This is a genomic window from Azospirillum brasilense, from assembly GCF_001315015.1.
Lineage (GTDB): Bacteria > Pseudomonadota > Alphaproteobacteria > Azospirillales > Azospirillaceae > Azospirillum > Azospirillum brasilense.
Genome location: NZ_CP012915.1, coordinates 1,500,806 through 1,525,000, shown reverse-complemented (window position 1 = coordinate 1,525,000; position 24,195 = coordinate 1,500,806). Strand labels below are relative to the sequence as shown.

15 protein-coding genes and 1 rRNA gene (1 of these 16 running past the window's edge) are annotated in these 24,195 nt (G+C 66.9%); 2 read left to right on the top strand and 14 right to left on the bottom strand.

All coding sequences use genetic code 11. The features are described from left to right. A 23S ribosomal RNA gene (locus AMK58_RS20615) occupies positions 1–2,191 on the top strand (it extends 556 nt beyond the left edge of the window). A gap of 136 nt (positions 2,192–2,327) precedes the next feature. Here AMK58_RS20615 and AMK58_RS20610 read toward each other — a convergent pair. The 11 genes from AMK58_RS20610 to AMK58_RS20560 all read right to left on the bottom strand — a co-directional run bounded on the left by AMK58_RS20610 (position 2,328) and on the right by AMK58_RS20560 (position 16,604). Continuing rightward, positions 2,328–3,392: a GNAT family N-acetyltransferase gene (locus AMK58_RS20610; protein ID WP_236778252.1), complete on the bottom strand. Its 1,065-nt coding sequence runs from the start codon at positions 3,390–3,392 to the stop codon at positions 2,328–2,330. A gap of 38 nt (positions 3,393–3,430) precedes the next feature. Beyond that, the gene (gene nadE, locus AMK58_RS20605; RefSeq protein WP_014198150.1) at positions 3,431–4,438 is read right to left on the bottom strand and encodes an NAD(+) synthase; all 1,008 of its coding nucleotides are present in this window, start codon (positions 4,436–4,438) and stop codon (positions 3,431–3,433) included. 93 nt (positions 4,439–4,531) lie between these two features. Beyond that, positions 4,532–6,550 carry an asparagine synthase (glutamine-hydrolyzing) gene (asnB, locus tag AMK58_RS20600; protein WP_059399357.1) on the bottom strand — a complete coding sequence of 673 codons (2,019 nt, stop codon included), beginning with the start codon at positions 6,548–6,550 and terminating at the stop codon, positions 4,532–4,534. A gap of 55 nt (positions 6,551–6,605) precedes the next feature. After that, positions 6,606–8,165: a class I adenylate-forming enzyme family protein gene (locus AMK58_RS20595; RefSeq protein WP_035678212.1), complete on the bottom strand. Its 1,560-nt coding sequence runs from the start codon at positions 8,163–8,165 to the stop codon at positions 6,606–6,608. 65 nt (positions 8,166–8,230) lie between these two features. After that, a complete protein-coding gene (locus tag AMK58_RS20590) occupies positions 8,231–8,527 on the bottom strand; it encodes an acyl carrier protein (RefSeq protein ID WP_051140566.1) in 297 nt (98 codons plus the stop codon). Between the two features lie 536 nt (positions 8,528–9,063). Then, complete coding sequence (locus tag AMK58_RS20585; RefSeq protein ID WP_035678215.1) at positions 9,064–9,975, bottom strand: polysaccharide deacetylase family protein; 912 nt, start codon at positions 9,973–9,975, stop codon at positions 9,064–9,066. A 117-nt stretch (positions 9,976–10,092) separates the two neighbouring features. Beyond that, positions 10,093–11,220, bottom strand: a complete 1,128-nt coding sequence (locus AMK58_RS20580; protein WP_035678217.1) for a glycosyltransferase family 4 protein — start codon at positions 11,218–11,220, stop codon at positions 10,093–10,095. A gap of 78 nt (positions 11,221–11,298) precedes the next feature. Then, entirely contained in the window at positions 11,299–12,498 is a 1,200-nt protein-coding gene (locus AMK58_RS20575; protein ID WP_236778251.1) for a glycosyltransferase family 4 protein, read from the bottom strand. A 16-nt stretch (positions 12,499–12,514) separates the two neighbouring features. After that, on the bottom strand, positions 12,515–13,477 hold the full coding sequence (locus AMK58_RS20570; protein WP_051140567.1) for a glycosyltransferase family 2 protein: 963 nt from the start codon (positions 13,475–13,477) through the stop codon (positions 12,515–12,517). A gap of 61 nt (positions 13,478–13,538) precedes the next feature. Further along, positions 13,539–14,876, bottom strand: a complete 1,338-nt coding sequence (locus AMK58_RS20565) for an O-antigen ligase family protein (RefSeq protein WP_035678222.1) — start codon at positions 14,874–14,876, stop codon at positions 13,539–13,541. A 282-nt stretch (positions 14,877–15,158) separates the two neighbouring features. Then, entirely contained in the window at positions 15,159–16,604 is a 1,446-nt protein-coding gene (locus tag AMK58_RS20560) for an exopolysaccharide biosynthesis polyprenyl glycosylphosphotransferase (protein WP_035678225.1), read from the bottom strand. 860 nt (positions 16,605–17,464) lie between these two features. On the opposite strand from AMK58_RS20560, the gene AMK58_RS20555 reads away from it, so the two are divergent. Continuing rightward, positions 17,465–18,946, top strand: a complete 1,482-nt coding sequence (locus AMK58_RS20555; RefSeq protein WP_035678227.1) for a lipopolysaccharide biosynthesis protein — start codon at positions 17,465–17,467, stop codon at positions 18,944–18,946. A gap of 76 nt (positions 18,947–19,022) precedes the next feature. Here the strand turns inward: AMK58_RS20555 and AMK58_RS20550 are convergent, their stop codons facing one another. The 3 genes from AMK58_RS20550 to AMK58_RS20540 form a co-directional block, all read right to left on the bottom strand. After that, the gene (locus tag AMK58_RS20550; protein WP_059399356.1) at positions 19,023–21,509 is read right to left on the bottom strand and encodes a cellulase family glycosylhydrolase; all 2,487 of its coding nucleotides are present in this window, start codon (positions 21,507–21,509) and stop codon (positions 19,023–19,025) included. Positions 21,510–21,738: 229 nt separating this feature from the next. Next, positions 21,739–22,665 carry a class I SAM-dependent methyltransferase gene (locus AMK58_RS20545; RefSeq protein WP_035678230.1) on the bottom strand — a complete coding sequence of 309 codons (927 nt, stop codon included), beginning with the start codon at positions 22,663–22,665 and terminating at the stop codon, positions 21,739–21,741. A gap of 161 nt (positions 22,666–22,826) precedes the next feature. Beyond that, positions 22,827–24,086, bottom strand: coding sequence for an endo-1,4-beta-xylanase (locus AMK58_RS20540; protein WP_059399355.1), 1,260 nt, complete (start codon positions 24,084–24,086; stop codon positions 22,827–22,829). Between the last annotated feature and the right edge of the window lie 109 nt (positions 24,087–24,195).

The window sequence follows — 24,195 nt, the reverse complement described above, 5'->3', positions numbered from 1 at the left end:
AATGGGTCAGCGACTTACAGTAAGCAGCGAGCTTAAGGCGATAGCCGGAGGCGCAGCGAAAGCGAGTCTGAACAGGGCGCTTGAGTTGCTTGCTGTAGACCCGAAACCCGGTGATCTAGCCATGGGCAGGTTGAAGGTGCGGTAACACGCACTGGAGGACCGAACTCACGCCTGTTGAAAAAGTCGGAGATGACCTGTGGCTAGGGGTGAAAGGCCAATCAAACCGGGAAATAGCTGGTTCTCCGCGAAAGCTATTTAGGTAGCGCGTCGGGCGATTGCCCACGGGGGTAGAGCACTGGATGGGCTAGGGGGCCTCGCGGCTTACCAAACCTAACCAAACTCCGAATACCGTGGAGCACAGCCCGGCAGACAGACGGTGGGTGCTAAGGTCCATCGTCGAGAGGGAAACAGCCCAGACCGCCAGCTAAGGTCCCCAAATCACGGCTAAGTGGGAAAGGATGTGGGAAGGCCATGACAACCAGGAGGTTGGCTTAGAAGCAGCCATCCTTTAAAGAAAGCGTAATAGCTCACTGGTCTAGTTAAGCCGGCCTGCGCCGAAAATGTATCGGGGCTCAAGCCGTGTACCGAAGCTGCGGATGTGATCTCTGATCACGTGGTAGCGGAGCGTTCCGTAAGCCTGCGAAGGGTGTCCGTGAGGCCGCCTGGAGGTATCGGAAGTGAGAATGCTGACATGAGTAGCGACAAACAGTGTGAGAAACACTGTCGCCGAAAGTCCAAGGGTTCCTGCGCAAGGTTAATCCACGCAGGGTGAGCCGGCCCCTAAGGCGAGGCCGAAAGGCGTAGTCGATGGGAACCACGTTAATATTCGTGGGCCAGCGGGTGTGTGACGAATGGGAAAGCGTGTCGGGCCTTATCGGATTGGCCCGGCTGGGGACCCGTTCCAGGAAACAGCCCCCGCATCAGACCGTACCCCAAACCGACACAGGTGGACTGGTAGAGTATACCCAGGCGCTTGAGAGAATGGTGTTGAAGGAACTCGGCAAATTGCCCTCGTAACTTCGGAAGAAGAGGGCCCCGTCGCGGCGCAAGCCGGGGCGGGGGGCACAGACCAGGGGGTGGCGACTGTTTACTAAAAACACAGGGCTCTGCGAAGCCGTACAAGGCGACGTATAGGGTCTGACGCCTGCCCGGTGCCGGAAGGTTAAGAGGAGGGGTTCACGCTCCGAATTGAAGCCCCGGTAAACGGCGGCCGTAACTATAACGGTCCTAAGGTAGCGAAATTCCTTGTCGGGTAAGTTCCGACCTGCACGAATGGCGTAACGACTTCCCCGCTGTCTCCAACACCAACTCAGCGAAATTGAACTCTCCGTGAAGATGCGGAGTACCCGCGGTCAGACGGAAAGACCCCGTGCACCTTTACTACAGCTTTGCAGTGGTGCTAGGGATCTCATGTGTAGGATAGGTGGGAGGCTAGGAAACCCGGGCGCCAGCTCGGGTGGAGCCACCCTTGAAATACCACCCTTGAGGTCTCTGGCATCTAACCGCGCTCCGTTGATCCGGAGCCGGGACCCTGCATGGCGGGTAGTTTGACTGGGGCGGTCGCCTCCCAAAGTGTAACGGAGGCGCGCGATGGTGGGCTCAGAGCGGTCGGAAATCGCTCGACGAGTGCAATGGCATAAGCCCGCCTGACTGCAAGACAGACAAGTCGAGCAGAGACGAAAGTCGGCCATAGTGATCCGGTGGTTCCACGTGGACGGGCCATCGCTCAACGGATAAAAGGTACGCCGGGGATAACAGGCTGATGACTCCCAAGAGTCCATATCGACGGAGTCGTTTGGCACCTCGATGTCGGCTCATCACATCCTGGGGCTGGAGCAGGTCCCAAGGGTTCGGCTGTTCGCCGATTAAAGTGGTACGTGAGCTGGGTTTAGAACGTCGTGAGACAGTTCGGTCCCTATCTGCCGTGGGTGTCGGAGTTTTGCGAGGATCTGTCCCTAGTACGAGAGGACCGGGATGGACATACCTCTGGTGCACCGGTTGTCACGCCAGTGGCATGGCCGGGTAGCTAAGTATGGACGGGATAACCGCTGAAAGCATCTAAGCGGGAAACCCACCTCAAAACCAGAACTCCCTTGAGAGCCGTGACAGACCATCACGTCGATAGGAGGCATGTGGACGGGCGGCAACGCCTGAAGCTGAGCCTTACTAATCGCTCGATCGGCTTGATCCTTCATGAACGTCGCGTGCAGCGGCAAACCGCTCATGCGCTCAGACTATGCATCCTCATATTCTCGACTTTACGCACGACCCATACGAAAAGGGCGCCCGCATCATTGCGGGCGCCCTTTTCGTTTTTGCAAAACCGCCTACTCGCCGAGATCCTTGAAGCCCATGTCGCTGTCGGCGGCGGTGACGAACCAGTTCTTCGGATCGCCAATCAGCGGCGTCAGCTCCGGGCGGTCGGCCGCGGGGCGGGCCATCATCCGGGTCGGCTGGCGCAGACCGTTCTTCAGGCACAGGAAACCCATCATCGACAGGGGACGGGCGGCCTGCGCGTTCAGCGTGCGGCAGACCAGGGCGACCAGCCGGTCCCGCCGGGCGCGCTCGACCAGCAGGGCGAAGGCGGGCATCAGCCAGCCCGGACGGGCCAGATAATCGCAGACCACCCCGACGCTCTCGCCGCGCCAGCGGTCCACCCGCAGGACCACATAGGCCACCACCGTCTCGCCGCGCATGACGAGGAAGCGGCGGTGCCGCGCCGCGTTGGGGATCTTGTCGAAGCGCCACTGGAGATAGGCGTGGTCGCGCCGGGCGGCGCACAGATGCTGCGGGGCCGCGGCTTCCCACAGGCCGTCCATCCGCTTGTCGAAGCGGTCGACCTCGACCAGCCGGGCACCGAAGGTCCGGGCCGCCGCGTGGCCGACCAGCGAAGCGGCGCCCATCGCCGGCTTGCCCAACCGCGCCATCAGGCGGGCCAAGCCGCCGCCATAGGGGCTGACGCGCAGGCAGCGCGGCGGGTCGATCACGCGCAGATAGGTCGGGATGTTCCCCAGATCGAGCCAGCCCGCCCGCTTGTATGATTTGTAGGCGGCGTCGGTCATCGACAGGGAGACGCTCACCTCGCTGGCGGCGGCATGGGTCTCCGACAGGCCCGGCCCGACGCCGCGCAGCCGCCATTCCGGGGCGACCATCAGGTCGATCGCCCAGGAGGCGCGGCGCACCCGCTGCCCCACCTTCAACGCGAAGGGAATGCCCGCCTGCTGGCCGACGATTCCCCCGTTCCGCTTGCAGACCCAGAGCTGCATCCCCTCGGGATCGGGGGTCGGCGGCTCCTCGAACAGCCAATTGAAATGGGTGTCGTCCAGCAGCGGGGAGTCCGCGCCGAAGTGGTCGCGCTGGAAGGACTCCAGCGCGACGCGATCCTCGGACATGAACCGTTCCACACCCCGCTGAAGCCAGGGCATTGCGGTCATGCGTCGCTCCCATCCACCTCGACCGGCTGCACCAGCGCGGCGTTGCGCAGGATGCGGCCCGACGTGCGGCGCTTCAGGACGATGTCCTTGTAGACGCGGCGGACCTGCTCGACCGACAAGTTGAGGGCGCGGGCCGCCTCATCCTCCGGCACGCCGCGGCCATAGGCGCAGAGCGCCAGGTCCAGCTTGTCGTAGGGGATGGCGTAGTAGAACTCCTCCTGCGACTGCGGCAGGGTGTAGGTGTCGGTGCTCGGCGACTGGCTCTGGATGTCGTCGGGCAGGCCGAGCCAGGCGGCCATCTGGTAGACCTGGGTCTTGAACAGATGGGCGATCGGCTTCAGGTCGGCCAGACCGTCGCCGCCGCGCACGAAGAAGCCCAGCTCATACTCCAGCCGGTTCGGCGTGCCGAGGACCGCGTAGTTCAGCCGGTCGGCGTGGGTGTATTCCATGGTCTTGCGGACGCGCTGCTTCAGGTTGGTGGCGGCGACCACCGACAGGTAAACGTCGACCGGCATGCGGCTGGTCTGGCGGTCGCCCTCCGGCGATTCCACCGTCATGGTGAAGTAGTTGACGCGGTCGGCGTCGAGCAGGCCGGCGGCGAGGCCGATCTTCTGCTTCCAGCCCGGACCGTATTCCGGGAAAAGGCGGCGGATGGCGCTGTCGCGGCGGTCGTAGCAGCCGAGTGCGGTCAGCGGGGCGGTAAGGTTCTCCATGATCGGCTCGATGCCCAGGCTCTCGCAAAGCAGACGGCCGCGGCGGGTGCTGTCGGGCGAGGATTCCTTTTCGGGCATCAGGATGGCCAGGACGCGCTCCGGCCCGAGCGCGCGGACGGCCAACGCCGCGCAGACCGAACTGTCGATGCCGCCGGACACGCCGAGCACGATGCCCTGGCGCTTCAGGTCATGGGCGACGGTGCGCTGGATGAACTGTTCGATCTCCCGGGCCGCGGCCGCGCAGTCGAGCGAGAGGGCGTTGGCGTCGAAGGGATGCAGGGCGTTCAGCATGGTGTCGGTTTTCCCGGTTGGCGTTGTTGCATCGACTGTGAGAAGGGGACTGTGAGAAGGACTGTGCCTTGGGGACTGCGCCGGTCCGCCGGATCAGGCGGCGGCGGCGCTGTCCAAATGCTCTTCGAGAATGTGGATGGGCGCGGCGTCCAAGCGGGCGCGGAGCGTCGAGGCCCGGCCGGGAAGCTCGTCCAGCACGTTCCGGGCGAGCATCTGGAGGGTAAGCACGCCGACCAGGGCCATCTCCTCGCGCTCGCCGGCCATGCGGCCGTCGGTGCGGTGGGCCTTGGCGGCGAGAGCGGCGACGCCGGCGGCGTCGACCAGCCCGTAGCGGTTCAGCGACTCCTCGGACAGCAGGTCCCGGACGTAGGCCGGGGCCTGGGCGCCGAAGAGGGCGGTGGTCATCGGGGCGCGGTAGGGGCGCTTCGGGCGGTGGAAGATCTCCGCCGGCAGCAGGCGCGAGGCGACGCGGCGCAGCGCCAGCTTGTCGCGCAGCCCCAGCATCTTCACCCGGTCGGGCAGGGCGGCGCAGAGGTCGTCCACCTCCGGATCGAGGAAGGGGTAGCGGACCTCGATGCTGTTGGCCATCGCCACCCGGTCGCCCTGGCTGGTCAGCAGATAGGGCGACATGAAGGCGGCGATCTCCGTCCACTGGGTGCGGGCGAGCGGGCTCCAGCGTGACCAGCCGGCGGGCAGATGGGCGGCGACGGCCTCGTCGAAGGCCTGCGCGTTCGCGGTGGAGCGCACGTCCGGGGCCAGCAGGCGCTGGGTCCAGGCGGTGTTCTGCCAGCGGATGCGGTGGGCGTAGAAGGGATCGTCGGTCTCCGTCATGCCGCGCTTCCAGAAGGCCTGCCAGAGCGGGCTGTCCTTCTGGCCGCTGGTGGCGGCGTAGGGATGGATGCGGCTGAGCAGCTTCGGGCGCGCCGTCGATTGCGGCTGCCGCGCCCAGAAGCGGCGGACCTTGTCCTCCTTGAAGATGTCGTAGCCGGCCAGCCATTCGTCGGCGCCCTCGCCGGACAGCACGACACGGATGCCGCTGTCGCGGACGAGGCGGGAAAGCAGGAAGAGCGGCGCCGGGGCGGTGCGGACCAGCGGCGATTCGCCGTGCCAGATCACGTCGGGCAGGGCGGCCTGGATGTCCTCCGCCGTGCAGAGGATGTCGTGATGCTCCGTCCCGACATGGCCGGCGACCAGCCGTTGCTGCGGCGTCTCGTCGAAGGCGTTGTCGGCGAAGCGCACGCCGAAGCTGTGCATCTGCGTGGTGTCGAGCTTGCGCGCCAGCGCCGCGATCACCGAGCTGTCCAGCCCGCCGCTGATGTAGACGCCCACCGGCACGTCGGCGCGCAGCCGCAGGCGGATGGCGTCGAGCAGCTTCTCCTCCAGCCGGTCCGCCGCCTCGTCCAGCGTGATGCGGGACAGGGCGGGATCGCCGGCCATGTCCGGCTCCCAATAGCGGGCCTCGTGCAGGCGCAGGTCGGCGTCGATGCGGATGGCGGTGGCCGGCGGCACGCTCTGCACCCCGGCGAAGACGCTGCCCTGGGGGGCGACGCTCCAGTGGGTGAAGACCTGGGCGAGGCGGGCGGCGTCGAAGCGCGGCTCGATGCGCCCGCCGCCGAACAGGGCCTTGGCCTCCGACGCGAAGGCGAGATGGTCGCCGCCGCGGGCGTAGAACAGCGGCAGGATGCCCAGCCGGTCGCGGACCAGCCACAGCTCGCGCTTCACCGCGTCCCACAGGCCGATGGCGAACTGGCCGTTCAGCTTGGCCCAGGCGGCGGGGCCGTACTCCTCGAAGGCGTGGACGATCACCTCGGTGTCGGTGCGGGTGTAGAAGCGGTGCCCGCGCGCCTCCAGGTCACGCCGCAGCTCGACGTGGTTGAAGATCTCGCCGTTGAAGGTGATCCAGAGAGTCCGTTCCTCGTTGTGGATCGGCTGGAAGCCGCCGGCCAGGCCGACGATGCTGAGGCGCGCATGGGCGAGCCCGATCCGCCCGTCGCGGTAGAAGCCGTAGCCGTCCGGGCCGCGGTGCCCGATCATGGCGATCATGCGCTTCAGTTCGTCGAGTCCGGCGGGCTCGGCACGCGGCCCGGCGAGAACTCCGGCGACACCACACATCGCACGCTCTCCTGTGTGTCTTGATCCGGCGGGAAAGGGATCGGCGGTAAAAAAGTCAGGCGGTTTCGGCGAGCATCGCGCGCTTGATCTTGCCGGACTCGGTCTTCGGCAACTCGTCGCGGATCTCGATGAACTTGGGCACCAGATGGCTTTCCAGACGGCCCCGGCAGTGCTGGCGGATCGCCATCTCGGTCAGGGTGGCGCCGGGGCGGACGACCAGATAGGCCTTCACGGCCATGCCGTCGGCGGGGTCGGGCACGCCGAGGACGGCGGCCTCGACCACGGCCTCCAGCTCGTAGAGGGCATTCTCGACCTCCTTGGGGCTGACCTTCTCGCCGCGGCACTTGAACACGTCGTCCTTGCGGCTGACGAAGTAGAGGCAGCCGTCGGCGTCCATGGTGAAGAGGTCGCCGGTGTGGAGCAAGGTCTCGCCCTGCGGCCCGCTGCGCAGGCGCTTGGCGGTTTCCTCCGGGCGGTTCCAGTAGCCGCGCATCACGTTGGCGCCGCGGACCACCAACTCGCCGACCTCGCCGGGGGCGGCGCGGTTGCCCAGCTCGTCCACCACATAGGCTTCGCAGTTGGGGATGGCCCGGCCCACCGAGGCGGTCTTGGTGCCGAGGTCGCGCGGATCGAGGTAGCAGATGCGGGTGCAGCATTCCGTCATGCCGTACATCGAGTAGAAGGCGGCATCCGGGAAGCGCTCGCGCAGGCGGTCGATGTGGGCGGTCGGCAGGGGGGCCGCCGCGTTGGTCAGGTAGCGCAGCGAGGACAGGTCGGCGGTCTTCAGCGCCTCCATCCCCAGCAGCGTGGAGAAGAAGGTCGGCACGCCGGGCAGGCCGGTGATGCGGTGCTTCACCATGCGCGCCAGCGTTTCCGCCGGGAAGGCGAAGGAGCGTTCCAGGACCACCGTGAAGCCGACGCGCGCCCCGGTCAGGATCTGCGACAGGCCGTACCCGAAGGTCAGCGGCAGGACGCACATCACGACGTCGTCGGGCGTGTTCTCCAGATAGGTGGAGATCGACCAGGTGGTGTTCACCAGCGCGGCGTGGCTGAGCATGACGCCCTTGGGCCGCCCGGTGGTTCCCGAAGTGTAGAGGATGGCGGCCAGATCCTGGTCGATCAGGCCGCGGTTTTGCGGCTTGGTGCTTCCGGACGGGGCGTCCGGATGCGCGGCCACGATGTCGGTGAAGGAGAGCCCGCCGGCCCCGGCCGGCACGGCGGGCCCGACCCACAGCGTGGTGGCGAGGTGGGGCGCCTCGCCAGTCGCCGGCACGACCTGACGGGCGAGCGCGGCGGGCGCGATCAGCGCCCGCACGCCGGCGTCGGTCAGGATGTAGGCCAGCTTGTCCGCCTTGGTGGACGGGTTCACGGGGACATAGACGGCACCGGCCTTCAGCGCGCCGAACAGGCCGGCGACATACTCGATCGAGTTCTCCAGCATGACCGCCACGCGGTCGCCGCGCACCACCCCGGCGGACTGGAGCGCGCAGGCGACGGCGTCGCTCTGGCGGTCCAGCTCGGCGAAGGTGACGGCGTTCTCCCCCGCGATCAGCGCGGTGTGGTGAGGCCGCCTCGCGGCGGTTTCGCTGAGGAACTGATGAAGCAGGTGCGCCATGACGCTGTTCCCTTGCCTGGCTTCGGTGGCTGTCCCGATGGTCCGTCCCGTCCCGGCGGACAGGATCAGGCGGCGTCCCTGAGGGCCCGCTTGCGCTCGACATAGGCGGCGATGCGGCTGACCGACTCGAGGTTGTCAGCCACCATGTCCTCGTCCTCGACGATGATGCCGAAGTGCTCCTCCAGGAAGGCCACGACGTGCATGATGCCGGTGGAGTCGATGATGCCGGTCTCCAGGAGGGATTCGGCGTTGTCGAAGCCGGAGTCGCTGCCCAGCAGGAAGTTTTCCACGATGAAGGCGCGGATCTCCTGGGTGGCGGGTGCGCTCAGGGTCGTCGTATCGGTGGTGATGGCGGTCCGCATGTCGCTGGCAACTCCTGTGGGTGTGGTCGTCGATCCTTGGCCGGCAGTTCGGGACGGAGAGGCCGGCTCCAGAGGGGGTTAAGCCAAAGGGGCCGGTCCGTTCCTTTCGGTGCTACCGCCTCGTTGCGAGAGATTGGGAAAGGCATTTCCCGTTCCTTGCAGAGAGGTTTCGGCAACGCCGCCGAGTACGTCATTCTTTATTGCATTCGAATGCGGTGTTTTCGAGAGTGCAAAGGATGATCGGACGGTGAAGACAGTGGCTAACCACTCAGGGTCATTGCAATTGAGCAGGGAATACCTTCTCGTACTCTTGGAGAACCCTCTCTGACTTGCGGCGTAGGCGGGCCTATCGCTCTCGTCATGGTTGCTGAGGGGCGCCGCCCTAATTCCCTCGCCCCTCCGGGGAGAGGGTGGCCCGAAGGGCCGGGTGAGGGGGGGCCCGTGGCGCCAAGTCCGGCAAAAGCGCAACCCCCTCACCCTAATTCTCTCCCCAGAGGGGAGAGGGGACATGGGAAGCGCTTGTCATAAGGCGAGGATCACGCTGCCGGCAGCGGGTCGCCGTGCGTTGGGGTCGGGGTTGGCGTGACTCCGTCGCCTTTGCGCTTGCGCAGCCAAGCCGGAATGCCGGTCACCTGCACCGACAGCCAGTCGACCGAGGCGTCGTCGGAAATCGGTACGGCGTGCAGGCGCAGCGGGTCGGCCTTCGGGCCGTTCCAGCCGGGATCGATGGTGCGCGCCGTGCGGTAGCCGGCCTGCCGGATGATCGCCACCTCGCGGTCGCTGAAATCGCCGTTGGGGAAGGCGAAATGGCGGCAGGGCAAGCCGGTCGCCTCCTCCAGCTCGGTCTTGCACAGCGCGATCTCCTCGGCGCAGCGCTGGTCGTCGCATTGCAGGAGAATCGGGTGGGTGCGGGTGTGGGCGCCGTAATCGGTGACGGCGGCCAGATGCCGGACCTCGTCCCAGGTCAGCGACTGGCGGTCGGCGCCGTCGCGGTCGGGATCGTCGCCGGCCTCGGCGAGCCGGCGGCGGCGCTCCGGGTCGGGGAGGCGTTTCAGAGTCTCGGCGCCGATTCGCGCGGCGGCGGCGGTCTTCCACCAATAGGGGCGTGCGGTGCCGACCACGCGGCTGCACAGGTAGATGGTCGGACGCACCCCGAATTCCTTGAACAGGGGTTCCAGGCGGGCGTTGTTGCGGTGGCCGTCGTCGAAGGTGACGACAAGCGGATAGGGCGGCAGGTCACCCCACCGCCCGCTTTCCAGCGCATCGGCCACCGCGTCCAGCGTGGTGAAACTGTAGCGTTCGGCGTACCAGGCGAGGTGCGCGCGCATCACCTCCGGGTCCGGGTCGTGATACACGACGATCGTCACGTTCCGGCGCGCGAATAGATTTCGGAACAGGGCACCGACTCCCGTCCAGCGCACGATTCCGGCCGCGATGGCTTGCTTCATGGGGATTGGACCTCTGCTGTGTGTCCGGTCCTTTGTTCACGGCTGGCGAGGCGGTTGCGGACCGGTTGAAAGGCAGGACGGGCCCGGTTCGGAACCGGGCCCGGATCGGCGGGATCGTCAGCCGGACCGCGCCCGGCGCGGCCCGATGGAGGCTGTGGGCGCCGGTTCGGACATCCAGCCGCGGGCGTTGCGTCGGTAGATCTCGACGATGCGCTCCCGGTAGACGGCGATGTCGAACTGGCGTTCGAAGCGGCGGCGGGCACCCTGGCCCAGCCGGCGGCGCAGCTCCGCGTCGTCGATCACGCGGGCCAGCGCCTCGGCCAGGGCCGTCCGGTCGCCCGGCGGGACCAACAGGCCGGTCTCCTCGTCGGCGATGGCGTCGCCCACGCTGCCGACCGGGGTGGCGACGATGGTCAGGCCGTTGGCCATGGCCTCCAGCACCGACATCGGCAGCCCCTCGAACATGGAGGGCTGGACCAGCACATGGGCCTGCACCAGCTCCTTGCGGCAGCCGGTCTGGTCGAGCCAGCCGGTGAAGCGCACACGCTCCTCCAGCCCCAGCGCCTTGGCCTGCGCGCGGTAGGTCTCCAGATCGCCGTCGCCGGCGATGGTCAACTGCCAGGAGCGGCTGCGGCAGGCCTCCGACGCCAGGGCGTCGAGCAGCACGTCGATGCCCTTCAGCTTGATCAGACGGCCAAGGAACAGCAGGCGCACCGGCCCGTCCTCCGCGCGCTCCGGGATCGTCTCCGGCCCCGGCACGGCGTTGTGCAAAAGGGTCGCACGGCGCACGGCGGGGAAGGTGGTGACCACCCAGTTGCGCCAGTATTCGCCCAGCACCACCACCTCGCTGGTCATCTCCATCATGTGGCGGATGGCCCAGCGGGAAAGCGGCTTGGCGTCTTCGTAATGCTTGGGGAAACGCCCGCCGTGCAGGTGCAGGACGACCGGCACCCGGAACAGCGAGGCCATGGCGACGATCAGCCCCTTGCGCAGCACGCTGCCGTATTCCGCCATGTGGATGTGCACGAGCTGGGCCTTGCCGGTCACGAAGCAGCCGAACAGGCGCAGCATCGCGGCGGCGAAGTAGAAGGGCATCAGGTGGAATTTCGCGTCCGGCCCGTAACTGTCGATCACCTCGAACTTCACGTCGGGGCGGTTCTCCCGTAAGTCCGTCGTGAAGTTGTCGACGATTCGCCCCATGCCGCCCTTTTCGAGCGTGCCGCCGGGTGAAACGATGTAGATCATATCCGCTCCTGACTGTCGCGCTCCCCTCGCGAAGCTTCAGGGAGGAAGGAATAGGGACCCCGCGGAGAAAATGGGTTCTTACTGTCGGCCCGCGCGGGTCAGCGATGGCTTGGCCGCCGCGGCGTCGGGCAGCGCTCCCAATGAGGGGCGCCGAACGGCGTCGGGGCGGTTCAGCTCCGCATAGATGTCCTGAAGGCTGCGGCCGTAGGACTCGATGACGAACTTCTCCAGGAACAGCCGGCGTCCCTGCGCCGACAGACGCGCGTAGAGCGCCGGCCGGGCGGCGAGGTCGCGGACCGTATGGGCCAGCGCCTCCGGGTCGTTGACCGGGACGATGCGCGCCGTCTCCCCGTCGGTCAGCACTTCCGGGATCGAACCGACCGGGGTCGTGACCACCGGCATGCCGGTGGACAGCGCCTCCAGGATCACCATGGGCAACCCCTCGTGGGTCGAGGGCAGAAGCAGCATGTCGTGATCGCGCAGATGGGCGTGCGCCTGCTCGCGGGAAATCCAGCCCTCGAACCGGCATTCGCCATCCACGCCCAGCTCCGCCGCCATGCGGCGGTAACCCTCGACGTCGCCGCCGCCGCCGATGGTCACGCGGAAGCGGAAGCCCCGGTCCTTCATCAGCCGGCAGGAGCGCAGCAGCGTGCCGATGCCCTTGCGCTCCGACAGGTTGGCGAGCACCAGGAGCGACACGATCGCCCCCTCCGGCGGGGCGGTGCGGACCGGCAGGTCGGCGCCGATGTCCGGCACCGCGTTGTAGAGCACGCGAACCTTGTGCGGGTCCGTTCCGACCGACTGCACCAGGAAGTTCCGCCAGCTTTCGCCCAGAACCAGCGCGATGCCGCAGCGGTCGAACAGCCAGCGGCTGATTGCGCGGGACACCGGACCCTTGTCGAAATACTCCATGAAGGACGCGCCGTGCAGATGCACGACCGTGGGGCAGGAGAACAGCCCGGCGAAGAGCTGGACCACCGCCTTGCGCCAGACGCTGGCGTTCTCCGACACGTTGATGTGCACGACCGTCGGGCGGTGCCGCAGCATCATGGCGCCCAGCCGCGCCAGCGTGCCGGCCAGATAGACCGGCGACAGCAGGGCGCTGCCGGTGCCGCGGGTGTCGAGCACCACGGTTTCCGGGGCGGCGGGACTGTTCCGGAAGGCGTCGACGATGTAGCCCGTCATCCGCCCGATCCCCCCGCCGCCGTCGAGCGCGCCGGGGGTGGCGAAGACAATGCAGGCGCGGGACGCCTTCTTGCGCCGGAAACCCATGTCCATCAAACCCATTCTGCCCTCACGCCGCGCCGGGAGCCGAGAAGATGGCCTGACGCAGCCGGCGCCGCAGCCCGACCGGCATCAGCGAATGCATCAGGAAGGTGGTCAGCGCCATCGGAGTCGGCGCGCCGTCGCGCAGCGCCGATTTCAGGATGCGCTTGCGCACCGCCGGCGTCCGCGCCGCCTGTTCGCCGCCGGTGGCCTGGAGCAGCAGGCTGGCGTAGGCGCGGGGCGACAGCCTGGGCCGCACCGACTCCGCCCAGTTCAGGGCCATGTCGATGTTGTGGCAGGTCGACAGGGTGATGCGGTCCGATTCCGTGTAGTGGATCGCCAGCACCTCCGGCACCGTCACCAGGGCGCAGCTTTCGATCTGGCCGCAGGCGATCAGCCACTCCCAGTCGTCGAAGGCCGATTTCGGGATCGGCTGGCGCTGGAGCAGCGCCTTCGGGGCCAGCAGGGTGGTGGTGGGGGCGAAGGTCTCGCCCTTGAACAGCCCGTGCCGGACGAACAGGTAGTCGCCGATCCGGTCCCGCGGGGTGCACAGGCGCCGCGGCCATTCGAAGTCGCCGCGGGCCGTCACCACCTTGCAGCGGCAGCTCATGATCGGGTAGCGCACGCCGGGCGGGCGGGCGGCCATCTGCAGGGCGATCTTGCCCGGCATCCATTCATCGTCGTCGTCGAGGAAGGCGATCCAGGCGCCCTTCGCGCGTTCCACGCCCAGATTGCGGGCGCCGGCGGCGCCGCGGTTCTGTTCCAGCGCGATCACGGTCAGCCGCGGATCGCCGAACGCCCTCAGGCGCTCCTCGGTGGCGGGGTCGGGCCCGTCGATGACGACGACCACCTCGAGCGGGGCGTAGGTCTGTCCCAGCGCGCTTTCCACGGCCCGCGCGACCATGTCCGGCCGGTTGCGGGTGGGAATGACGACGGTGACCATTTCTTGCGGGGCCAATTCTTGCGGGCCCGTCTCTTGCGGCGGCGTCATGACACTACCTTCTGTCGCGACGGAGATTTCGGGGGGCGGAACATGCGGTGGCTCCTTTCCGTCAGCCGGGCCGGACCGGACCGCTCCAGCCGGTGGCCGGCGGGCCGCCGTAGGAGGTTCCGTAGGGGGAGGAACTGGCGTAGGCCGCGTAGGTGGCCTGCTGCTGGCCCTCCATCCGGGCCTGCATCTTCGCCCAGCGGCGGCGCTGCACGAGGCGGGTCACCGCGATCACCAGCACGATCCAGTTCAGGGAATGGCGTTCCAGGAACACGCTCTCCGACACCGAGATCAGCAGCAGGGCGCAGCCGACGGTGAAGATCCAGGCGGGCTCGGCGCGGTTCTCGCTGTAGCGGATGGCGCCGAAGCCCTGGATCAGCAGGCGGCCCATCAGCATCGCCGTCAGGATCACGCCGGGCAGGCCGAGGTCGAGCCACGCCTCCATCCACCCGTTGTGGGCGGAGTTGATGCCCCAGCCCTGGGTGAAGGTGCTGCCCGGACCGTAGGCCCCGTACCAGTAGGCGCCGTAGCCCCAGCCGAGCAGGAAGCGGTCCTGGATGGACATCAGCGTGTGTTCCCACAGCACCGTGCGCCCGGTCAGCGTCGGATCGCGGCCCAGCATGTAGAGGATGTCGTGCCAGAAGGTGGTGCCGCTGGTGATGCCGATCACGGCGACCAGCAGGATGAAGGCCATGGCCGGCGCGAAGCTGCGGATGCCGCCGCGCACGAAGCCGCTGGCCAGCAACAGGCCGGCGACCAGGATCGAGGTCACCAGACCGGTGCCCGACCGGCTCATCACGATCAGCAGCAGGGCCATCAGCAGCAGCGGGCGGACCACCCAGCGCTTGCCTTCGCGCGTCCAGTCGAGCCAGAGCAGGCAGAGCACCAGCCAGACCATCATGCGGCCCGTGACGTTCTTCTGCCAGAAGACGCCCTTCCAGGCGCCGACATGCTGCTCGTGGTCGAGCCCGACCGCCGGCATGGCGAAGACCGAGACGTAGGACAGCACCATCAGGATCGACAGGCCCGTCGCCAGCATCCGGACGATTTCCGGAAAGGTGTAGCGCAGAGCGAGATAGACGGCGAAAGCGGTGGTGAACAGGAAGGCCACCGCGCGGCGCAGCGTCACGTCCGGGTAGATCGACCACAGGGCCGACAGGAAGGCCAGCGCCACGATCAGCGACACCGCCGGGCTACCCGTCGGGATGCGGAAGGCCAGGCTGGGCCGCGCCGCGATCAGGCCCAGGATCATGACGTAGACGGCCATGAAGTAGATCACCGCGCCCGGCGCGTCCGGATCGGTCGCGCCGCCGCCGGTCAGCAGCGCCGGCAGCACCGACCCGCCGAACGAGACGATGCAGAAGACGGTGATGCTCTTTTCCAGAACTTCGAGGACTTTCATGGGGCCGCTGTTCCGGTGAAAAGGGCTGCTATGGCAGTGAACGCCCATGACGGGCGCACCGCATCGTTTTCTGAAGATGCCAACCCGATGCCCGGACCTGTAGCCGGGCGGAGGCATTAGGCCTAAGGAGGCCGTCCCCGTCGGGGCTACCTCCGGTTGGGCCACCCACCCCGATCTTGCGGGTCCCGCAGGGCATATGCAGCCCAGGTCCGGAATGGACCCCAGAAAAGGGAAAGCCCCTCTCCCCGGTGGGAAGAGGGGCCTGGATGGTGCGCCGCAGGGTCATGACCCGTCGCCCTTGAGGACGATCACCGCGGTCTTGCACAGGATGTAGAAGTCGAACAGCAGGCCGCAGTTGCGGACGTAGAAGACGTCCATGGCGACGCGTTCCTGAAAGGTGGTGCGGTGGCGTCCCGAGACCTGCCAATAGCCGGTCAGGCCCGGACGGACGGAGCCGATGACGTCCGCGGAGGCGCCGACCTCCGGCAGTTCCTTCGGCATGTAGGCGCGCGGTCCGATCAGGCTCATGTCGCCCATCAGGATGTTCACCAGCTGCGGCAGCTCGTCGAGCGAGGTCTTGCGCAGGAAGCGGCCGACCGGGGTGATGCGCGGGTCGTAGGTCAGCTTGTGGTAGGTCATGTACTCTTCGCGCATCTTCGGATCGTTCTCCAGCAAGCGCTGGAGATGCTCCTCCGCGTTGATGTGCATCGAGCGGAACTTCAGCACGTCGAAGGTCTTGTCGCCGCCGGCCCAGCGCTTCTGGCGGAACATGACCGGGCCGGGGCTGTCCAGACGGATCGCCGCGGCGATGCCCAGCATCAGCGGCGCCACCGCCACCAGCAGGATGCCCGAGAGCAGGATGTCCAGCGCGCGGCGGATGCGCAGGTAGCTGGTCGGCGGACGGACCGAGACACGCAGGGCCAGCGAACCGTGCAGGTTGTGGTAGGTGGCGTCCACCGCGCTGACGTTGCCCTCGCCCAGCAGGCAGTAGACCTGCTTGAAGGGCAGCCGCTCGACCAGGGCGGTCAGCTCGTTCTTGTGGCGCCCGATGTCGGCGACGATGGCGGCCTGGGCCTGCTGGGCGTAGGCCGGGGACTTGGCGAGCAGGTCGGTCGAGCCGACCACCGGCAGGTTGGCGACGCGGGTCTGCCACAGCGTGTCGTCGTCGTCGAAGAAGCACACCGGGCGCATCCCGAGCCAGGGCAGGCGCTGCAGCTTCTCCGCGATGGCCGCACCCTGCGGGCCGGCGCCGACGATGACCACCGGGGTGCGCCAGTTCAGCGCGCTGGCCATCAGGCCGTGCACCAGCAGCAGGTCGGCGGCGTAGGTGATCGCGAAGCCGATCAGGGCGACCGACAGCGCCTCGACGAAGAAGGAGCGGAAGCCGTCCATCACGATGAAGGGCACGGCCAGCACGGCGACCGACAGCAGGGCCGCCTGGAAGGTGCGGCGGGTCCGTTCCAGATAGTCGAAGCGGCCCAGCGAATAAATTCCGAAAACCGATTTCACCAGCGGCACCAGCATCAGGCCGGTGACCAGGGCGCGCTGCGACAGGTCCCCTTCCGGGGTCAGTGTGTCGCTTCCGAACAGCTGGATGAGCGTCCAGCCGAGCAGGGCGAGCATGAAGCCGTCGGACAGCGCCAACAGCAGCCCGGGTCCCACCGTCGGCATGGCCGTCTTCTTCACCGGGGCCAGATTGATGACCGCTTCTGGGTCGAGTTTGCTCATCGCAGGTCCCATTTATGTGTGAAACGGAATGTCATCCGTCTCGCGCCTGACCTAACGCGCCGCAGCGAAAGACGGGTTCTCATCAGCTTTTTCTTTGAGTCTTTCTGTGTTCAGAAAGACACACAAATATCAGCGCGTGCTCCGCCTCTGTGCAGACAGATCAGAAGGTTGCGCTGTTCTCCACGAATTAGGATAAAGGCTGCCGTCAATCAACAAATCACAAGAGGCCTCCTCGGCCAGCGGCGATACCCCTTACATCCAGCGTGGATTCCCCTGGGTGAGTTTGAAGAGATTAAGGAAAGTGGGTAGCTTCGTCCGGATCATCCGGATCGGTGGCGGCGCTGCCACCGCCGCCCCCCGACTACTCCTTTCCTTCCCGCAAATTGGGGGTATTCGGGGGATGTTCCGCGTCCCCTATGGTGGGGTGAGGCGCCGGGCGGCGGCGGCATGTCCCGAGTTGGTCTGCCTGTCCCGCCGAGGCGGCGGCGCGGACGTATCCCATAAGAAGTCTTCGGGCGATTCCGGATTAGGGGGTGTCTCCAACGCCCCGTTGATCGTGGTGGAGCGCCCTCGCAGGCTGGGTCGGTTGTGTGCCTGACTGGTGGATCGAATTGCCCCCACCCTAACCCTCCCCCCGCTGGCGCAGGGGAGGGGACTGCCGCCGCTTCGCAGAAGGCACCCTTCCCTGCGCCAGCGGGGGAGGGCCGGAGTGGGGGCACAGGTTGCCATCGGGATACGTCCGAAGAGGACGGCGACGGCACCAACGCGAAATTGAAACGTCCCGGTCCGGTTCCAATCATCGGAATTGCGTTCGCGGGTGCGGCAGAGCCGCCCCACCGGAGTTCTAGGCGGAGTTCCTGATGGCGTCCGAAGCAGCGACGATCTTGAAACACGGTTGGCTGTTCATGCTGGCCAACGTGGTGAACCGGGCTGCCGGGCTTCTGCTCCTGCCGCTCTACACCCGGCTTCTCAGCCCTTCCGAATTCGGCGTCTACGCGCTGGTGGTGGTGGTCGCCGACCTGCTGGCGGTCATGCTGATGATCGGCATGAACAACGCCTTCACCGCCGTCTATTTCGAACACGCGGAGGAGGGCGACCGGCGCCGCGTCGCCAGCACCTGCCTGCTGGCGGTGGTCGGCACCTCGGTGGCGATGGTCGGGCTGGCCTGGCCGCTGGGCATGGCGGGAAGCTGGGCGATGTTCGGCGACACCGGCCACGCGGCGGTGATGGCGATCGCGCTTGCCGGCGTCGCGCTGACCACCTTGTTCGAGCTGGCGCTGGCCTATTACCGGGCGCGCAAGCGGTCGGGCCTGTGCCTGCTGGTGTCGCTGGCCAAGGTGGTCGCCCTGTTGGCCTTCAACCTGCTGTTCCTGTGGGCGCTCGGCCTCGGGGTGGAGGGCATCTTCCTGGCGAACGGCGCGTCCTTCCTGGCGCTCGGCCTCCTGCTGGTGGTGGCGATCCTGAAGGACACCGGCGTCTCCTTCTCCCTCCCGATCCTGAAGCGGGTGGCGGCGCTGGGGCTGCCCTACGCGCCGCAGTCGCTTTTGGACATCGCCAACAACTTCGTCTCGCGCTGGCTGCTGAACATCCTGCTGTCCACGGCGGCGGTCGGGCTGTTCGCCTTCGGGATGCGGCTGTCGCAGATCCTCTTCATGTTCCTGACCGCCTCCTTCCTGCAGATCTGGTCGGTCAGCCGGCTGGAGTCCCAGCATGGCGCGGCGGACCACGGCCAGGCGGATTTCGTCTTCCACCTGTTCGTCGTCCTGCTGACCGGGGCCGGGCTGGGGCTGGCGCTGACCGCGCCGGAGATCCTCTGGCTGATCGCGTCGGCCGACTACACGCCGGTCCTGACCAGCATGCCCTTCCTGGTGCTGGCCTATGTGCTGCACGGGGTGCGGATGAATCCGGAGGTGGCGATCCTGAAGGCCAAGCGCGTCGGCGTGCTGCCCTGGATCTCCGCGGCCAGCCTCGCGGTGGGCTCGGCCCTGGCCCTGGCGCTGGTCTGGCAGTGGGGCCTGCTCGGCGCCGCGCTGGCCAACCTCGGACGCGAGGTCTTCCAGATCGTTCTCACCGAGACGGTGCGCCGGCGCATCTGCCGCGACGAGGTGCCGCTGAACGCGGTGCGGATCGGCTGGATCCTGGTGCCGGCGGCCTTCGCCTACGCGGCGGGCTGGTACCTGTTCGGCACCGCGGTCGACCCGGCCTTCACCGCCGAAAAGGTGCTGCTGGTGCTGGTGTTCCTGGCGGCGGCGGTATTCGGTCCGGGCATGGGATCGACGGGCCGGGCGATGCTGGGCAAGCTGCTGCTCGGCCGCGTCCGCCGCCTGCAATCGGCGTCCTGAAGGCGCACGCCCTGAAAACGGAACGGGCCGGCGGATCGCTCCGCCGGCCCTTTCTCATGGTCCGCTTGCGCGGTCGTTACGCGGCCTGATGCTCGAGCATCAGGTTCACGGCGTCCACCGTCATCATGTGCGTGAAGTCGACCGACGACAGGTCGAGCGCGGACTGCACGCCCACCGACTGCACCGTTGCCGTGTCCTGGGCCAGGCTGTGGGCCAGCAGGTCCGCCGACAGGGCCTGGGCCGAGCCCGGCGGGTTGATGGTGCCGATGCCGGTCCCGTCGGCGATGGTCGCCTGCGTCGGGTTGGAGAGCTTCAGGTTGAAGGTCTCGACGCCCTCCGTCACGTCGTCGCTCAGCACCTTGACGGCGACCGTCTTGGTGGTTTCGCCGGCGGCGAAGGTCAGCTTGCCGCTGGTCGCCAGATAGTCCGAACCGGCCTTGGCCGTGCCGTCCGCCGTGGCGTAGTCGACCGTCACCGTCTGGTTGTAGGCCTGGGACAGCTTCACCGTGAACACGGCGTCGGTGGTGACCGGGCTGGCGGCGGTGCTGCTGTACAGGCCCGCCTTGATGGCGTTGTACTTGTTGTAATCAACCTTCCAGCTGTCGTTCATGATGCCGCCGGTGTCGCCCGAACCGGGGCTCCAGGCCCAGTAGGTCCAGCTCGCCCCCTGGTCGCCCGCGGCGAGGTCGATCTTGCCGTCACCGTTCCAGTCGCCGTTCATGTACTGGATCAGCTTGGGCATCCACGCCTTGTCGATGGCGGTTTCCATGCGGCTGCCGAACTCGCCGACCAGGATCGGGGTCTCGTCGTTCTGGATGAAGTGGCCCCACATCTGGTCCCACTTCGCCGGCATGTTGTTCGGGAAGTTGTTGGCCTTGAACCAGTCCATCATGTAGAGCGACGGGCCGTAGTCGTGGACCGAGTAGACCAGCTTGCCCGGCTCGTTGAACTTGACCTCGTAGTTCTTCTCGCCGAGCAGGTTGCCGCCCCACCAGTACCACTGGTTCTGATAGGTCTCGACGCCCTCGACGATCAGCAGCCAATCCTTGTTGACCGACTGGATGGCGTTGCCGATGCGCTCCGCGGCGCGGGCCCAGTCGTTCGGGCCGCCGTCGCCCCAGGTGGCCGGGTTGTGCGGCTCGTTGTGCAGGTCGGCGCCGATGACGGCGTCGTTGCCCTTGTAACGGGTCGCCAGCATCTTCCAGTTTTCGATCATCTTCGATTCCGGGTACTGGCTGGTGTACCAGAGCCCGTTCTCGTTGGCCGACGCGCCATCGCCGGAGCGGTGGTGGTCGAGGATGATCTTCATGCCGATCTTGTCGGCGTAATCGATGATCTTGTCGAAGACTTCCAGCGAGGTCTTGCCGCGCAGGTCGGGGTTCTTCGAATAGTCGATGCCGGTCGGCATGCGGCCGTTGTCGAGCATCGCGTCGGAGTAGGGCAGGCGGATGGTGTTGAAGCCCAGATCCTTCATCTGGTTCATGTGGCTCTGGTAGCTGTCCATCCACAGCCCCTGCGGTGCGAAGGCGTAGCCCTCGGACCCGAACCAGTTCACGCCGGTCAGCTTCACGGCCTTGCCGCTGCTGTCCATGATCTGGCCGCCCTCGGTGTGCAGGAAGCCCGGCGCGATGCCGGCGGTCTTGCCGGTCGGCTCGGTCACCGACACGTCGCTGACCGTCAGGGTCGGCTTGGTCGGGGTGGGGGCCGGCGGGGTGGTCGGCGTGGTGGGGTTGGTCGGGTTGGAGGAGCCGGGGAAAAAGCTCTTGTCGGCGTCGACCACCAGCGTGCCGTTCCACCACATGCCGGACTGGCCCTTGACCACGTCCTTGCCGTCCAGAGCGCCCTTGTCATAGGTGACGTTGCTGTCGGTGGGCAGGACCGACTTGCCGTTGATGGTGATCTTGTTGACCAGCAGGTTGCGGTCCTGGCCGTTCACCGTGGCGTCGTTGTCGTACTGGATCTGGACCTTGTGCGCCTGATCCGCCGTGGCGTTGATCGAGAAGGCGTAGTCCTTGGCCGAGGCGCCGGCCATGCCCTCGCCGACCTTCTTGCCGTCGATCAGCAGGTTGAAATGCGCGTTGACGCCGCCTGCGGCGTTGCCCTGCAGGTTCAGGATGACCTGGGTGTTGCCGGCGGGGGCCGGCGGCGTCGGGACCGGGAAATAGTCCTTGGTCAGGGCGAAATCGAGCGAACCGTCCCACCACATGCCTTCCTGGCCGGGAATCACGTCCTTGCCGTCGGAGGCGCCGCGGTCGTAGCTGACCAGCGAGCTGGTGGAGGCGACGGACTTGCCGTTCACTTCCAGCGACTTGACGAGCAGGTTGCGGTCCTGCCCGTTCACATAGCCGTCGTTGAAGTAGACGATCTGCAGCTTGTGAGCCTGGTCCGGAGCGACCTGGGCCTTGAAGGTGTAACGGCCGGCGCTGGTCGAGCTGACCGTCGCCTGGCCGAGGTTGACACCATCCAGGAGCAGCCGGAACTGCGGCCAGATCCCGCCGGCAGCCTGCCCCGAGGCGTTGACGACGAAGGTCGTGTCGACGAGACCCGTGGTGGTCGTTGCCATTGGAAGTAACCTCTCTCCATTTTCGGTGGAGCAAAGGTGGCGCCCAATTGGTTAACGAGGTATTTCGGATTTTAGGGAAATGCGGCTCAAAAGCCACGGCAGGCTGTGAAAAGAATGAGGCGCGGAAATCCGCTTTCGCTGCGGTTTCCGCGCCACAGTGGGGCCTTGCGGCCACGGGGAGGGAAAAGTGTAAAGTCTTGTTACAGAAAGGTTTCCGAATTCGGCGGTCTCAACCCTCGTGACTTTTGTGAGCCACCATGAAGACCTCCGGCCGGAACAGGTAGAGCTGGCCGAGCTTGCCGAGCTTGCGCCGCAGGGTTAACGGCATCGCCCCCATGAAGGATTCCACGGCCTTCACATAGGCGAGGTATCCGCGCCCGGACCCATGGATGTGCATGCGCCGGCGGACCGCCATCGGAGCGATGTAGACGGCCTCCATCCGGGTGAAGCCGGCCTCGCGCAGCGCGCGCTCCGTCTCGCTCCAGGTGTATTCGCGCAGATGCATGCAGATCGGCTCGTCCAGCCCGAAGACCTCCGACAGGTCCATCGGCCCGGCGTGCTTGTGCGGCATGCTGAGCACGTAGCGACCGCCCGGCTTGAGGATGGCGTGCACGTTGGACAGATGCACGGACACGTCCTCGGGGTGGAGATGCTCGATGACATGGGTGGAAACGACGGCGTCGTAATGGCCACGCGGCTCGAACTCGGCGAGGTTGACGCCATCGCAGCAGCGCCACGTCACGTTGGAGCGTTCGTCGGTCCAGCGCTCCCCTCGCTCGCGGGTGATCTCGGTGGCGACGCAACGGTGACCATGGCGGGCCAGATAGGTCAGAAGCCGGCCCTTGCCCGACCCGACCTCGTAGACGTCCCGCGCGCCCTTGAGCAGCGTCAGGAAGTGGCGGAAGTCCAGTTCGTCGTTCTGCGCCGCCGTGTCCACCGCATCGTTCAGCCAGGGGCATTCGCTGTACAGCGTGGTGTAGTTCCGCTCGAACACCGTCCAGCGCTCTTCGCGGCGGGAATCCAGCAGCTCGCGGGCGAGCTGGCGTTCCAGGTCCCAATGCTGGCGGACCATGGTTTCGCTGAGGGGGTAGTTCGGGGCCAGACCGAACTTCCGCTTGTAGCGGGCGACCAGCTCATCCGACGTCAACGTGTCCACAGATCACCTCGTTGGGAGAAACGCCGCTGTTCCGATAATCTAAGGTCGTTGTCGGGAATCCTTACAGGCGCGGACGGCGGAACGGGCCGCGCGATCGGGCGGGGTAGCGGAGCCGGAAGGGGTACCGCGCCGCCTTCCAACCGGACTCGCCCCGATCCGCCTCAACCAGACCGGTTGCGCCCGCGCAGCGCCTGCACCGACGCCTCGTACAGCGGCAGCGGACGCGACGCCGCGTCGTAGGGGGAAGGGTGGGGCTTCAGTTCCGGCATCTCGCGGGAGATGTAATTGAGGTCGGAGCGCAGGTGCCACCAGCACAGCTCGGCCAGCCGCGCGTTCCCGGCGATGTCGCCCAGATACTGCCCGGCCAGGAAGGCCATGGCGCGGTCCTTCTCCGCCCGAGACCAGGAGCGCGGCAGGTGCTTCTCGTTCACGTCGAACTCGGTGACGTGGATGGGCAGGCCCAGCCGGTCCATGGCCCGGAGGAAGCCCTTCATGCCCTCGCGGTCGTAGGGCTTGCCGGCCATCAGATGGCTCTGCAGACCCACCCCGTCGATCGGCACGCCGCGCTTGACCGCGTCGGTCAGCCAGGTCTGGAAATAGGCGCGCTTGCGCTGCTGCCAGCCCTCGTCGATCTCGATGCCGAATTCGTTGATGACCAGCTTGGCGGAGGGGAATTCCTTGCGGATGTGGTGGAAGAAGGGGTCGAGCCAGTCCGGCCCCTTGGCGCCGCCGGCCACCACCCACCACATGCCCTTGCGGAAGCCGTAGCGGTCCTGCTCCTGGGGGTGGCTGCGCTCGGTCTCCCAGAAGAAGGCCTCGTTCATCACGTCGATGCGGTAGAAATTGTCGCCGTAGCGCTGCTTGACCGCCGCGACCATGGTGGTGAAGCGCGGCCAGTAATTCTCCTCGGACAGCGTGCCGTCCGCCGAGAAATAGGCGCTCTCCCCGATGCCCAGCGCGCGCTGGCGGCTGGCCGGCAGCGTCATGTAGTCGGGCATGCCCATGTGCTGCCACAGGGCGCAGTGCCAGTTCGGCTTGGCGCCGATGCGGCGGGCCAACTCCACCCCGGCGTCGAAGCGGCCCCAGTCGAAATTGCCCTCCTGCGGCTGGAAGACGGCCCATTTGCCGCCGTTTTCGGGCGTCACCACGTCGCATTCCCGCGCCATCAGCGTGTCGAGCATGGGGTCTTCCGGCTCGATCAGATGGTCGCGGGCGGCGCCGTGGAGGATGCCGGCGGCCCGGCAGGCGTCGCGCAGGGTGGGGTTGGGCACCGCGGCAACGGACGCCGCCTCGGCGACGGCGGGGCCGGCGGCGGCCTTGCAGCTTGCCAGCACCGCGGCCGCGGCGGCGGCGCGCAAGGCGTCGCGGCGCGTGAAGGAGAGGGTCTTCGGCGAGGTGGCTTTTGGCGAGGTCTGGGCCATGGGCGTCGGGCCTCGTGTGGTTTGGAATGAAATGAAAATTCCCTCTCCCCCCTGGGGAGAGGGTTAGGGTGAGGGGGTTGCGCTTTTGCCGAACATTCCGCAAAGCGCA